The sequence below is a fragment of the Paenibacillus hubeiensis genome (assembly GCF_032334105.1).
Classification (GTDB): Bacteria; Bacillota; Bacilli; order Paenibacillales; family Paenibacillaceae; genus Paenibacillus; species Paenibacillus hubeiensis.
This window is the reverse complement of the sequence record NZ_JAVYAE020000012.1, coordinates 72,682-86,087: the sequence shown is the minus strand read 5'-3', so window position 1 is coordinate 86,087 and position 13,406 is coordinate 72,682. Positions and strand designations below refer to the sequence as shown.

Sequence of the window (13,406 nt, the reverse complement as noted above, 5' to 3'; positions counted from 1 at the left end):
GCGCATTCATTTGCTTTGAATCGTTGATCCAAATGCTTTGGTATTTTCAGGCTTGGCCTGTTATACAGATAAAACCTTCATAAATAGGGGGAACTAGACAATGAAAGGCAAAATGAAAGGTAATACACCCAAGACTTTTGCAATGCTGCTGCTTGCAAGTGCGTTGCTCGTTACTGCTGGTTGCGGAAATTCGGGAAGCAAGGAATCCGCTTCATCCGGTGAATCATCCGGAACAGAGCCGATCACGATTTCGTTCTTTGGCGCCGATCCGAATCCGGTCTGGAACAAAATGCAGGATGCCGTAGGCAAGAAGATTACCGAAAAAACGGGCGTTACCATTGAAGCCGAATTCGACGTCAACAATGGCGGCGAGCAAAAAATTTCCCTGATGGCAGCGAGCGGCGACTACCCGGACATTATTTTCCCGAAAGGAAACTTGTCCAAGCTCGTTGATGCCGGTGCAATGCTTGACCTGACGGATCTGATCGAGGAGCATGCTCCCAACCTGAAGAAAATCTATGGTGATCAGATGAACCGTCTGAAATACAGCAAGGAAGATCCAGCGATTTATACGATCCCAACCAACATGGGTGTAGATAATGTGACGTTTGACGCAACAGGTGGATTCGAGATTCAGCAGAAAGTGCTGAAGGAGCTTGGATATCCTGAAGTGAAAACGCTTGAAGATTTCGAAAACGTGCTGAAAGCATATAAAGAAAAACATCCGACGATCGACGGACAGCCGACGATTCCGCTGACGCTGAATGCCGACGACTGGAAAATCATGATCACCGTAACGAACCCGGCTTTCCAAGCTACGGGAGCACCGGATGACGGCGAGTACTACATCAATCCGGAAACATACGAAGCGATGCTTCACTACAAACGTCCGGAAGAGAAAGAATATTTCCGTTGGTTGAACAAAATGTACAATGAAGGACTGCTTGATAAAGACACCTTCGTGCAAAAAGACGACCAATACAAATCCAAAATCGCCAGCGGCCGCGTACTTGGTCTGATCGACCAAGAGTGGAACTATCAAGAGGCTGAGAACGCGCTGAAAGCTGCGGGTAAAGACGACAGCACTTATGCTCACTTCTCAGTATCCCTGAACGACCAGATCGTCGACCATTCGTTCCAACCAACCGGTTTTGACGGTTACGGTATCGGGATTACAACTTCCGCCGAAGATCCGGTTCGCATCATCAAGTTTATGGACTGGCTTGCTTCGGATGAAGGACAAGTGCTCAGAAACTGGGGTATCGAAGGCGAACACTATAAAGTGGAAGATGGAAAACGCGTCATTCCTGACGAAATCCAGGACCGCAAAACGAATGACAACTCTGCCTTCTCCAAAGAAACAGGAATCGGCATGTACAACATTTTCAGCGCAAGATACGGCGATGGCGTGAAAGACTCTACGGGTAACTATTACACTACGAACTTCCCTGAGCAGATCGTGGCAGGTTACACGCCGGCAGAGAAAGAAACATTGAAAGCTTACGGCATTACGACATGGAAAGAATTCTTCCCTGCGGAAGAAGACCTTCCATTGAAAGAGTGGGGAGCAGCATACAACATGCCGGTTCCTTCTGATACAGACTATAACGTCACTTTCCAAAAAACACAGGACATCGTTCGTAAACGGATTCCAGAGGCTGTTCTGACAACGCCGGAGAACTTCGACAAAGTGTATGACGATTTCCTTGCCGAGCTGGACAAAGCAGGCGCGGTGGAGATGGAAAAACAATATACGACTTGGGTCAAAGACCGCGTGTCGTTGTGGACGGGCAAAGACGTACAATAATACGTTCAGCCATATACGTAAAGATACATGATGAATCGGAGAGGGGCTCCAGCAATGGAGCCTCTTTTTCGTTATTATATATTTTGCTTCGGTTGTGATGCTTTCCATTGACGCTTTTTTCGAAATCCAATATAATTTTCAGGTGTAAGCACTTTCAGCTGATCGGTATCAGAGACGGTAGGATGAAAGCAAAAAAAGACTTATGGAAAAGTGAGTTTTATATTTTTTTGGATATTACGAAAACGTTTTATGTTTAGAACGATACTCAATGAACAGGAGTCGGAATATGGGCCAAACGAATGGAACAACAGGCATGAATCGCTTGTGGTATCGTCAACCGGCGGCAAAATGGGAAGAAGCGCTGCCGATCGGGAACGGTCGCCTTGGCGGCATGGTTTACGGCGGTGCGGCGGAAGAACGCATCCAATTAAATGAAGATACGCTGTGGTCCGGATTCCCGCGCGATACGGTGAACTACAGCAGCCAGAGATATTTGAAACGCACGCGTGAATTGATCGCGGCCGGACAGTACAGCGAAGCCGAAGATTTGCTGAACCGCGAAATGTTGGGGCACGACGTGGAAGCCTATCAACCCATGGGCCATTTATTGCTCCGGCAGAATGGATTGGAACGTGCTGAACTTGAGCATTTCGAACGCGAGCTCGACCTGGAAACGGGAATTGCCGCAACCCGCTATCAATATGAAGGAATTCGCTATACACGCGAAATATATGCAAGTGCGCCTGATGATGTCATCGTACTGTCCCTGTCCGCGGATCGTGCAGGGGCCGTCAACGTCAGTCTGACGTTGGACAGCCCGCATCCCTATACCGTGCAGGCCAGCGGTGACAGCGTCGTGATGTACAGCCGATGTCCGAGCCATGTGGAGTCGAACTATTTCCGCGATCATCCGGAATCGGTCGTTTATGAAGAAGATCGCGGAATGGCATATGCCGCCAAACTGTCTGTCCAAGCGTTGGGCGAAAAAGCCGTGATCTCCGCTGACGAAGGCACATTGCTCATTCAGGGCGCTGACCGAGTGCTGTTGTGCTTGACTGCGGCAACAGCATTTGCCGGCTATGATGTGATGCCGGTTAAGGAAGCCGCAGAACTGGAACAAACATGCGATGCCATCCTGCGACAGGCTCTCCAAACCGGGTTGGAGCAGCTTCGTGAGCGGCACGTGTCAGACCATGGCTCGTTGTTCGCACGTATGTCGATCGACCTTGGCTCGTCCGCCAATGCGGAGCTGCCAACCGACGAACGTTTGGCAGCGTATCAAGGGGGCGCCGCCGATCCGGGGCTGGAGGCTTTGTATTTCCAGTACGGAAGATACCTGCTCATGGGCAGTTCCCGTCCTGGCACGCAGCCTGCCAACCTGCAAGGCATATGGAACCATCAGGTGGAGCCGCCATGGTTCAGCGATTATACGACCAATATCAATGTCGAAATGAACTATTGGCCAGCAGAGGTGTGCAACCTGAGCGAATGCCATGACCCCTTGTTTGCCATGCTCGAGGATCTTAGCCATACCGGGCGCAGAGCTGCGCGTATCCTTTACGGTGCACGCGGTTGGACGACGCATCATAACGTGGACATCTGGCGGCAATCGACGCCAACCGGAGGGGATGCCAGCTGGGCATTCTGGCCGATGGGCGGCGTATGGATGACGGCGCATCTTTGGGAGCGCTACAGCTTTACGAGGGATGAGGCGTTTCTGGCGGAGAAAGCTTATCCCATCATGAAGGAGGCCGCTTTGTTCTGCCTGGATTGGCTGGTGGAAGGTCCGGACGGATATTTGGTGACGTCGCCGTCCACGTCGCCTGAAAACAAGTTTGTGGCAGAGGACGGAACGGCCCGCAGCGTATCGATGGCGTCCACGATGGACATGACGCTGATTCGCGAGCTGTTCGACCGCTGCATCGAGGCAGCGGGCGTGCTTGGCGTGGATGACGAGCTGGTGACGGAGCTTCGTGAGTCCCGCAGCAAGCTGTATCCGTTCCTGATCGGCAAAGAAGGCCAGCTGCAGGAATGGTTCAAGGATTTCCCCGAGTCCGAACCGGGACATCGCCATGTATCCCATCTGTATGGCTTATACCCTGGAGACCAGATCAATCGGCTCAGTACGCCTGAACTTGTGGAAGCGGCCCGCGTTACGCTGGAGCGCCGCATCTCCCAAGGGGGCGGGCATACGGGCTGGAGCTGCGCTTGGCTGATCAATCTGCATGCACGTTTGCTGGATGCCGACAATTCATATCGGTTCGTGCGCACGCTGCTGTCCAGATCGACGCATCCGAACCTGTTCGACGATCATCCGCCGTTTCAGATTGACGGCAACTTCGGCGGCACGGCCGGTATTGCGGAAATGCTGCTGCAGAGCCACTTGGGCGAGCTGCATCTGTTGCCTTCGCTCCCGGAAGCCTGGAAAGAAGGCAGCGTCAGCGGCCTGCGTGCGAGAGGCAGCTTCACCGTGGACATGGAATGGGCCGATGGCCGTTTGGTTGTGGCCAACATCCAGGCTGATCGCAGCGGTACGTTGACGATCCGCTGCGCAGTACCCCTTTTGGCGGAAGGTCAGCAGGAAGTACAAGCGGAGCAATCGCCGCAAGGAGATTATGTATTGAATATAATGGTGGGCGCGGGACAAACGATCCGCGTGTCAGCCGAAGACAGGGAGAGAGTACAATGACCATTTTTCAATTTCCGAAAGACTTTCGCTGGGGGACGGCTACGGCTTCGTACCAAGTAGAGGGCGCAGCACAAGAGGGAGGACGCGGTGTATCCATCTGGGATACGTTTGCGCGTACACCGGGTAAAGTATTCAACGGGGATAACGGGGATATCGCATGCGACGGTTACCATCGTTATGAAGAAGACATTGAGTTAATGAAGAAACTGGGCATCAATACGTATCGCTTCTCCATCGCTTGGCCGCGCATCATTCCGGACGGGGATGGAGAGATCAACCGTGAAGGGCTGGACTTCTACCATCGGTTCGTCGATAAATTGCTTGAAGCGGGAATCGAACCGTTCTGCACCCTCTATCACTGGGATTTGCCGCAAGTGCTCGAAGACATCGGCGGTTGGGGCAACCGCAGAACGGTAGATGCTTTCGTGAAATATGCGGAAGTCATCTTCAAAGAGTTCTCCGGCAAAATCAACTTCTGGCTGACGTTCAACGAGCCATGGTGTATCGCGTTCCTGTCCAATCTGCTGGGCGTGCACGCACCGGGCAACAAAGACCTGCAAACGTCGCTGAACGTTGCCCACGGCCTGCTCGTTGCGCACGGCAAAGCCGTCCAATCGTTCCGTCGTCTCGGCACGACAGGCAAAATCGGGATCGCTCCGAACGTATGCTGGGCCGAGCCTTACAGCAAAACGCCAGAAGACCAGGCTGCCTGTGATCGCTCCATCGCGCTGAACACGGACTGGTTCCTTGACCCGATCTATAAAGGCTCCTACCCGCAATTCATGGTGGACTGGTTCGAGCAAGCCGGGGCGACGGTACCGATCGAGGATGGGGACATGGAGATCATTTCGCAGCCGATTGACCTGCTGGGCATTAATTATTACACCATGGGCATCAATCGGTATAACCCTGAAGCAGGCGTGCTGCAATCGGAAGAACTCAACATGGGTCTGACGCGTACCGATATTGGCTGGCCGATCGAATCGCGCGGCTTGTACGAGTTCATGCACTATTTGCAAAAATACGGAAACGTGGAAGTGTATATCACCGAGAACGGTGCATGCATCAACGATCAGCCCGAGAATGGCATCGTCAACGACGAGCGCCGCATCTCGTATTATGAGCAGCATTTGGCCCAGATTCACCGGATCATCAGCGACGGGATCAACCTCAAAGGGTACATGGCGTGGTCGCTTATGGACAATTTTGAGTGGGCAGAAGGGTATCGCATGCGTTTCGGGCTCATCCATGTGGATTACCGCACATTGAAACGCACGCCCAAAGAGAGCTACTACTGGTACCAGAACGTAATTAAAAACAATTGGCTGGAAATCCGTTAATGCTGGAATTGCGTTAATGGATGTTATACAGCACATGTCTCGCCATGAGGCAGGATCCGGTTCGTCCGCGGTTCTGCCTTTTTTGGCATGCTTGCTCAGCGCTTTTCCATAATTGGACAAGGACCAGGGAACGTAAGTTGTTATGAAGAGATGGTTTTTGGGTTATAAATATTTCAGGGGCTATCTTATTTGTCAATAGTTCGACAAGAAATAAAGTGTCCAAAAAACGAAAATAATTTGAACATTTTATGACTAAAACTCATATTGATGTGGTATATTGATGAAAAGGAAGCACTTACAAAAATGGAAAAGGAAGTGTTTACTATGGCATCGAAGACAGCAATGGTAAGCCAGTTGGAGCGCAAAGACAGAAACATGCGGCGCGCAGTGTTGACGATGACCGTTTTGGCCTGGGTGGCATTGATTGCGGGAGTAGTCATGTGCCTGATCAACTTGAACGAATTTAACGACCGCAACCTTGGCTTGATGGTAGGGATCGGTTTTCTTGTAGGCAGTGTGTTCATTTACGTTATTGCCAAATCGATTGGTTTGGTTCACTCACGAAAAGAAGATGAAGGTGCCGATTGATTATAATTCTTCAATGATTTGAACATAATAAGGCTGGATGAGTCTCCGGAATCCCAGCCCAAATAGCCCTTTGCGGATCCGTTGAATGATTCAACGGGACTGCAAAGGGTTTTATTTTTGTATGGGCTCGTCCTGACCAAGAATGACTCACCCGTGGCGTATTTTAACTTCGGATGTGAAGTCTTACTGTAAGGAAATATCAAGCATGCAAGCGATTTGTGAGAAAAAATTCACACATTTGGGGTGTAAAATCGACAAATTTGTTAACAAGAACAAAAAACCTGCTCATTTCTGATATCTTTAGAAGGAAGAGAGTAGTATACTAATTTTTTAGTATTAGCGAATTTAAGGAGAGGGGATCAAGATGAACAAGAAACCTAGGTTGCTTACCCGGGTCATCATTCCGATTGTCCTGACGTTGGTTACAATTGCACTGATCGTTTGGCCAATGCTGGCAGGCGGACAGTACGTTGTTCTGGATCCGAAGGGACCTATCGGTGCATCTCAGCGGGATCTGATCGTGATTTCGACCATTCTTTGTGCGATCGTTATCGTTCCTGTACTGATTATGTCTGCTGTAATCGTATGGCGTTACCGCGAGAGACCGGACAACAAAAACGCTTATGAGCCGAACTGGGCTCATAGCACGAAAGCCGAGGTCATTTGGTGGACCATTCCAATCGTTATCATTGGTTTGCTTGCCATCGTAACGGTTCGTTACACGTATGATCTTGAGCCTTCCAAGCCGCTGGCTTCGGAAAAAGCGCCCGTTACGATTCAGGTATCTTCCTTGGATTGGAAATGGTTGTTCATGTATCCGGAGCAGGGGATTGCTACGGTGAACACCGTGAATATTCCGACAGATCGACCTGTGAAATTCGAACTCACTGCGGATTCACCGATGAACTCGTTCTGGATTCCGCAATTGGGCGGACAGATTTACACGATGTCGGGCATGGCGATGACCCTGTATTTGCAGGCAGACCATGAAGGGAAGTACTGGGGCTCCGGCGCCAACTTCACCGGCGAACATTTTGGCAAGATGCGTTTTGACGTCAATGCGACTTCAGACGAAGACTTTGACAAATGGGTAAATGAAGTGAAGCAGCAATCCCAGCCGCTCACTCAAGAAGGATACAATGCTCTGGCAACACCGGGAACAAGCAATGTGGCTTATTATTCCTCCTTCCCAGAAGGATTGTTCCAAGACATCGTAACCAAATATGTCGTCGAAGGCTCTGGCGCCCACAATCATGGAAGTTCGGACGAAGCTGCAGGCGCCGGCGATAATACGACTAAAATGAACCACGAAAGCATGAATACGTCCCTTACACCGGGCAAAAGTGCTAACTAATGATTCGAAAGGAGGCCCCCAATGTTAGACAGAATTAAGGAGTTTGCATCCGAGTTTTTCGTAACCGGCGACCCGCTGATCTATGGTGCGGACGTAGCGATCGGTATTACGACGATCTCGATTGTTGCGGTGCTGACTTATTTCAAAAAATGGGGCTGGCTCTGGCGTAACTGGTTAACAACTGTCGATCATAAAAAGATCGGTATCATGTATATCCTTGCTTCGATCATCATGTTGTTCCGCGGTGGCGTGGACGCGTTGATGATGCGCCTTCAGCTGGCTATGCCAAACATGGATTTCTTGCATCCCGAGCACTATAACCAAGTCTTTACAACACATGGTACGATCATGATCCTCTTCATGGCGATGCCATTTATGTTTGGTTTGTTTAACGTCATCGTTCCACTCCAGATCGGGGCAAGGGACGTTGCATTTCCGTTCCTGAACGCACTCAGCTTCTGGTTGTTCTTCCTGGGAGCGATGCTGTTCAACCTGTCCTTCGTTATCGGCGGTTCGCCGGACGCAGGATGGCTAAGTTATCCGCCTCTATCGGAGCTTTCACATAGTCCGGGGGTAGGACAGAACTTCTATATATGGGGTATACAGATATCCGGTATCGGTTCCCTGGCGACCGGTATCAACTTCTTGGTTACCATCATCAAAATGCGTGCGCCAGGCATGACTTGGATGAAAATGCCGATGTTTACATGGTCGGTATTCTCCACATGTATCATCATCCTGTTTGCTTTCCCGATCCTGACCGTGACCCTTGCGCTGCTCTTCCTGGACCGCTTCGGCGGGGCGCACTTCTTCACGCTTGATCTGGGCGGCAACCCGATGATGTACATCAACTTGATCTGGATGTGGGGTCACCCTGAGGTATACATCGTGGTCCTGCCGGCATTCGGCGTATTCTCCGAGATCGTAAGTACGTTTGCGAAGAAAAAACTGTTTGGATACAAATCCATGGTATTCGCCATGTTGATTATCGCGTTCCTGTCCTTCTTTACGTGGGCGCATCACTTCTTCACGATGGGTTCGGGCGCCGATGTCAACGCGTTCTTCGCGGTAACAACAATGCTTATTGCGATCCCTACGGGGGTCAAGATTTTCAACTGGCTCTTCACGCTGTACAAAGGAAGAATCAAGATGGCTACCCCGATGTTGTGGACCATCGCATTTATTCCTTGTTTTATCGTCGGCGGTATGACGGGGGTTCTCTTGTCCGTTGCTCCTGCTGACTTCCAGTTCCACAACAGTTATTTCTTGATTGCCCACTTCCACCAAGTGTTGATCGGTGGCGTTGCCTTCGGTTACTTCGCTGGTCTGTACTACTGGTGGCCAAAAATGTTCGGTTTCAAACTCGAAGAGAAACTGGGCAAATGGGCATTCTGGTTCTGGAACATCGGTTTCTACATCTGCTTCATGCCGCAGTATGCTGTCGGTCTGATGGGGATGACACGTCGTCTGAGCACATACGGATGGGATACCGGCTGGTGGGAACTCAACTTCGTTTCCACGATCGGTGCGTTCCTGATGGGTGCAGGCTTCCTGTTCCAGGTTGCTCAAATCGCAGACGGCATTCGCAAATACAAATCGCTCAAAGCTTCCGGCGATCCATGGGATGGCCGTACGCTCGAATGGTCGATTCCATCGCCAGCGCCTGAATATAACTTTGCGGTAACTCCGCAAGTGAATGATCTGGACGAATGGTGGGAAGAGAAGCAACGCCGCGGCAAAGGCATCAATCCGCCAGCGCCTAAGCTTGAGCCGATTCATATGCCTAAAAACTCTGCCATTCCTTTCATCAAATCCGTATTCTGGTTCATCGCCGGTTTCGGTTTTGTATTCGGATGGTTGTGGATGGCGATCCTTGGACTCGCAGGCGTCGGAATCTGCATGATTGCCCGTTCATTCTCCTACGATACGGACTATTACATTCCGGTCGATGAAATTAAGCGTACCGAAGAGGCGTCGTTAAGGGGGTCGGTATAATGGCTCAAGCAGCCGCTAAGAAAGGTCATGACCATGCACATGGTCATGATCACGGTCACCATGACCCGCAAGAATTGAAAGTACTCGGTTTCTGGTTCTTCCTGATTTCCGACGTAATCCTGTTCTCCGTATTGTTCGCAACGTTCATCGTATTGCGCCACAATACGGCAGGCGGTCCTACGCTGGAAGAATTGATCAAAATGCCAGGGGTTATCGCCGAAACGTTTATCTTGTTAACAAGTTCGTTTACCAGCGGTTTGGCCGTTCTGGCCATGAACCAAGGCAAAGTGAAACAGTTGATCAGCTGGTTGGTCGTTACGGCCCTTCTCGGCGCAGGGTTTATCGCGCTTGAGGTTACCGAGTTTATCGAAATGATCCACGAAGGTTTCAACTACACGACTAGCGCAGCTTCCGGCGCGTTCTTTACCCTTGTGGGTACGCACGGACTTCACGTTTCGCTTGGTCTGATCTGGATGATCGGTTTGATGTTCCAGCTGAAGAAACGCGGCATTACCGACGTTACGCGTGGTAAAGTCAACGTGATCAGCTTGTACTGGCACTTTTTGGACGTCGTATGGATTTTCCTCCTGTCGGTCGTCTACCTGATGGGGGTGATGTAAGATGGCACAGCACAACTCGCATGATGCCCATGGACATGAGCAACATGGTTCGCTCAAGTCTTATGTCATCGGTTTTATCCTGTCCATCGTCCTGACAATCATCCCACTGGTGGTTGTACTCAACGACATGATGGGCAAAACCGGAACGTTGGTTGTCGTACTGGTAACGGCAGCACTTCAATTCATCGTGCAGCTCTTCTTCTTCATGCATATCCGTGAAGAGAAGTCGCCTCGTTGGAACGTCATGGGTCTGATCTTCGGATTGCTGATCATGCTGACGATCGTGGTCGGATCCGTTTGGATCATGCTGAACAACGTTGTAGCGCATTAATGAATGCAGAAACCCTGTCTACCTCGAAAGAGGAGGCAGGGTTTCTTTTTTTATTTCAACATTCAAAAAAAGGTACACAAACGATACGAAATGAACTAAAATGAACATATACGAACTTATTAATGAGATGAAGGGAATGGTTTTCATGCAAAATCGTTATGCAGCTCATCCGAATGAAGTAAAGCAATACGACACGTCCAGATTGAGAGAAGAGTTTCTGATGGAGCAGCTGTTTGCTGTCGATGAGCTCGTTACGGTGTATTCTCATGTTGATCGTTATATTGTTGGAAGCGCTGTCCCGAAATCAAAAGATATTACGCTTGAAGTTAACCTGAAGGATATTGGTACAGACTTTTTCCTGGAACGCCGCGAGATCGGTATCATCAACGTGGGTGGACATGGCACGGTTACGGCGGATGGCCAGGGTTATGAGCTCGGAGCGAAGGAATGCTTGTACATCGGCCGGGGCGTTAAGGAAGTCGTGTTCAAAAGCAACGGGCAAGAAGATGCGGCGCAGTTTTATTTTGTGTCCACGCCTGCACACCATACGTATCCGACCACAAAAGCGACGCAAGAGCAGGCACAGCCGAACCATCTGGGCAGCATCGAGAGTTCCAACGAACGCACAATCTACCGCTACATCCACCAAGGTGAGGGCGGGATCAAGAGCTGTCAGCTGGTGATGGGCATTACGGAACTCGACAAGGGCAACATGTGGAACACGATGCCTGCGCATACCCACAATCGCCGTTCTGAAGTATACTTGTACTTTAACCTGCCGGAAGACGCGGTGGTATTCCACATGATGGGAGAACCGCAAGAGACGCGGCATTTGGTCGTACGGGACCGTCAGGCGATCATTTCTCCAAGCTGGTCCATTCACAGCGGCGTCGGTACGAGCAGCTATACGTTCTGTTGGGCGATGGCCGGCGAGAACCAAACGTTCGAAGACATGGACGGCGTGGCGATGAAAGATCTGAAATAGGACAGCTTCCGCTTCGGCCCGAATCCGAAATTATTATGTTTGCATAGGAAGTTGATCGATATGAACTCATTGAAAAGACATGAAAAAATTATGGAAGCACTGCTGGAGCGCCAGGAAGTGACCGTTAGCGATCTGAGCGACCTGCTGCAGGTGACCGGCAAAACGGTGCGGGAAGACCTGGACAAACTGGAGAGCATGGGCTTGCTTGTGCGGGTGCACGGGGGTGCCATGTTGGCCCAGAATGACCAGTATGGCATTCTCAACATGCGCAGCGTAAACGAAAAGCATCAACCGGAAAAATCGGAGATTGCCGAGCGGGCGCTTGGTTATATCCAGATGGGCGATATCATCGCTCTCGATGGGGGGAGCACAACGCTCGAAATGGCCAAGCGGTTGGACAACCAGCCGCTGACGGTCATCACGAACGATCTGTTCATCATTGCCGAGCTCACCAAGAAGGAACAGATTCGTCTTGTCGTTCCGGGCGGGGCCCGGGTCAGAAACATGCTGGTGGGGGACGATACGGCGGCTTTTATATCGGGGCTTAACATTCATAAAGCGTTTATTTCCACAACGGCAGTTCATCCGGAGTTTGGCCTGTCCATCTATACGGGAGATCTGGTTCCGTTAAAGAAAGCGATGATCTCGGCTTCCCAGCAGGTTTATGGCGTCGTTGACCATCACAAATTCGGGCAGTTCGCCTTGCGCACGTTTGCGCATTGTTCGGAACTGGATTGCATCATCACCGACAGCCGGCTGGATGCCGATACGGCGGCCTTGTATGAGCAGAGCGGCGTCCGCGTGGACAATGGCAGTTGACGATCTCTTTGTTCGAAGCTGCTGCGCGGCATGTTCGCCTGCAGCTAGAACGTTCAACCATTTGATTTGCATCTTATAACATGCGGAGGAATCCATCATGAACCCATTTGATTTGAATGGAAAAGTGGCAATGGTTACCGGTACTACAGGAGGTTTAGGACAAGGGATGGCGATCGGGCTTGCCGAAGCGGGAGCGGACGTCGTGCTGGCCTCCTATTCGTCGTCCGAGGAGACAGCCCGCGCCATAGAGGCGCTTGGACGTAAGGCTTATTTGCTTAAAGCCGATTTGAGCCGTGAGGACGAGCTTGCGGATGTTTTCGAAAAAGCATTGTCCTTTCAAGGCAAGATCGACATTTTGGTCAACAATGCCGGTATCATTCGCCGGACGCCGGCTGCGGACCATGCCAAGCAGGACTGGCATGATGTTATTGGTTTGAACCTGAACACGGTCTTTTTCCTGAGCCAATTGGCAGGCAGACATATGATGGAACGCGGCAGCGGGAAAATCATCAACATCGCGTCGATGCTGTCCTATCAGGGCGGAATCAACGTGCCGGGATACACGGCAAGCAAACATGGCGTAGCGGGCCTGACCAAAGCATTTGCGAATGAATGGGCAGGCAAAGGCGTGCAGGTTAACGCGATTGCGCCTGGATACATGGTGACGGACAATACAAGCCAGATTCGCGCCGATGAGCAGCGCTACAACGACATTACGGCACGTATTCCGGCCGGCCGCTGGGGAACGCCGGAGGATTTGAAAGGTCCGGTCGTATTCCTTGCTTCCGCAGCCTCGGATTACTTGAATGGACATGTGCTTAACGTTGACGGGGGCTGGATGGCCCGCTAGTCCGTACGTTTGGCAATGATTCTGATGC

General features: G+C 50.8%; 11 protein-coding genes. All 11 read left to right on the top strand.

Features of this window, described 5'->3' with window-relative positions:
• Positions 1-100 precede the first annotated feature (100 nt).
• The 11 genes from RSX24_RS24285 (at position 101) to kduD (ending at position 13,378) form a co-directional block, all read left to right on the top strand.
• Positions 101-1,807 carry an ABC transporter substrate-binding protein gene (locus tag RSX24_RS24285; RefSeq protein WP_438286883.1) on the top strand — a complete coding sequence of 569 codons (1,707 nt, stop codon included), beginning with the start codon at positions 101-103 and terminating at the stop codon, positions 1,805-1,807.
• A gap of 286 nt (positions 1,808-2,093) precedes the next feature.
• Positions 2,094-4,496 (top strand): glycoside hydrolase family 95 protein, encoded by a 2,403-nt coding sequence (locus tag RSX24_RS24280; RefSeq protein ID WP_343262006.1) that lies wholly within the window; start codon positions 2,094-2,096, stop codon positions 4,494-4,496.
• Complete coding sequence (locus RSX24_RS24275) at positions 4,493-5,836, top strand: GH1 family beta-glucosidase (protein ID WP_343262005.1); 1,344 nt, start codon at positions 4,493-4,495, stop codon at positions 5,834-5,836. Before RSX24_RS24280 ends, RSX24_RS24275 begins: the two co-directional genes overlap by 4 nt.
• A gap of 324 nt (positions 5,837-6,160) precedes the next feature.
• A complete protein-coding gene (locus RSX24_RS24270) occupies positions 6,161-6,424 on the top strand; it encodes a hypothetical protein (RefSeq protein WP_339274692.1) in 264 nt (87 codons plus the stop codon).
• A gap of 364 nt (positions 6,425-6,788) precedes the next feature.
• Entirely contained in the window at positions 6,789-7,778 is a 990-nt protein-coding gene (gene cyoA, locus RSX24_RS24265) for a ubiquinol oxidase subunit II (RefSeq protein WP_236420510.1), read from the top strand.
• 21 nt (positions 7,779-7,799) lie between these two features.
• Positions 7,800-9,773, top strand: a complete 1,974-nt coding sequence (locus tag RSX24_RS24260; protein WP_343262004.1) for a cbb3-type cytochrome c oxidase subunit I — start codon at positions 7,800-7,802, stop codon at positions 9,771-9,773.
• The gene (gene cyoC / locus RSX24_RS24255; RefSeq protein WP_236420512.1) at positions 9,773-10,393 is read left to right on the top strand and encodes a cytochrome o ubiquinol oxidase subunit III; all 621 of its coding nucleotides are present in this window, start codon (positions 9,773-9,775) and stop codon (positions 10,391-10,393) included. The genes RSX24_RS24260 and cyoC overlap by 1 nt, the downstream gene beginning before the upstream one ends.
• Before the next feature lies 1 nt (position 10,394).
• The gene (gene cyoD, locus RSX24_RS24250; RefSeq protein ID WP_236420513.1) at positions 10,395-10,724 is read left to right on the top strand and encodes a cytochrome o ubiquinol oxidase subunit IV; all 330 of its coding nucleotides are present in this window, start codon (positions 10,395-10,397) and stop codon (positions 10,722-10,724) included.
• Positions 10,725-10,869: 145 nt separating this feature from the next.
• Positions 10,870-11,709 carry a 5-dehydro-4-deoxy-D-glucuronate isomerase gene (gene kduI / locus RSX24_RS24245; protein ID WP_343262003.1) on the top strand — a complete coding sequence of 280 codons (840 nt, stop codon included), beginning with the start codon at positions 10,870-10,872 and terminating at the stop codon, positions 11,707-11,709.
• A 60-nt stretch (positions 11,710-11,769) separates the two neighbouring features.
• Entirely contained in the window at positions 11,770-12,528 is a 759-nt protein-coding gene (locus tag RSX24_RS24240; protein ID WP_236420515.1) for a DeoR/GlpR family DNA-binding transcription regulator, read from the top strand.
• Between the two features lie 97 nt (positions 12,529-12,625).
• Complete coding sequence (gene kduD, locus RSX24_RS24235) at positions 12,626-13,378, top strand: 2-dehydro-3-deoxy-D-gluconate 5-dehydrogenase KduD (RefSeq protein ID WP_290371493.1); 753 nt, start codon at positions 12,626-12,628, stop codon at positions 13,376-13,378.
• Positions 13,379-13,406: the final 28 nt, after the last annotated feature.

Excerpts from the sequence above, each read along its gene's own strand:
- RSX24_RS24280 (WP_343262006.1), top strand. The coding sequence starts at position 2,094 with ATGGGCCAAACGAATGGAACAACAGGCATGAATCGCTTGTGGTATCGT.
- RSX24_RS24240 (WP_236420515.1), top strand. The coding sequence starts at position 11,770 with ATGAACTCATTGAAAAGACATGAAAAAATTATGGAAGCACTGCTGGAG.
- kduD (WP_290371493.1), top strand. The coding sequence starts at position 12,626 with ATGAACCCATTTGATTTGAATGGAAAAGTGGCAATGGTTACCGGTACT.
- cyoA (WP_236420510.1), top strand. The coding sequence starts at position 6,789 with ATGAACAAGAAACCTAGGTTGCTTACCCGGGTCATCATTCCGATTGTC.
- kduI (WP_343262003.1), top strand. The coding sequence starts at position 10,870 with ATGCAAAATCGTTATGCAGCTCATCCGAATGAAGTAAAGCAATACGAC.
- RSX24_RS24260 (WP_343262004.1), top strand. The coding sequence starts at position 7,800 with ATGTTAGACAGAATTAAGGAGTTTGCATCCGAGTTTTTCGTAACCGGC.
- RSX24_RS24285 (WP_438286883.1), top strand. The coding sequence starts at position 101 with ATGAAAGGCAAAATGAAAGGTAATACACCCAAGACTTTTGCAATGCTG.
- RSX24_RS24270 (WP_339274692.1), top strand. The coding sequence starts at position 6,161 with ATGGCATCGAAGACAGCAATGGTAAGCCAGTTGGAGCGCAAAGACAGA.
- cyoC (WP_236420512.1), top strand. The coding sequence starts at position 9,773 with ATGGCTCAAGCAGCCGCTAAGAAAGGTCATGACCATGCACATGGTCAT.
- cyoD (WP_236420513.1), top strand. The coding sequence starts at position 10,395 with ATGGCACAGCACAACTCGCATGATGCCCATGGACATGAGCAACATGGT.
- RSX24_RS24275 (WP_343262005.1), top strand. The coding sequence starts at position 4,493 with ATGACCATTTTTCAATTTCCGAAAGACTTTCGCTGGGGGACGGCTACG.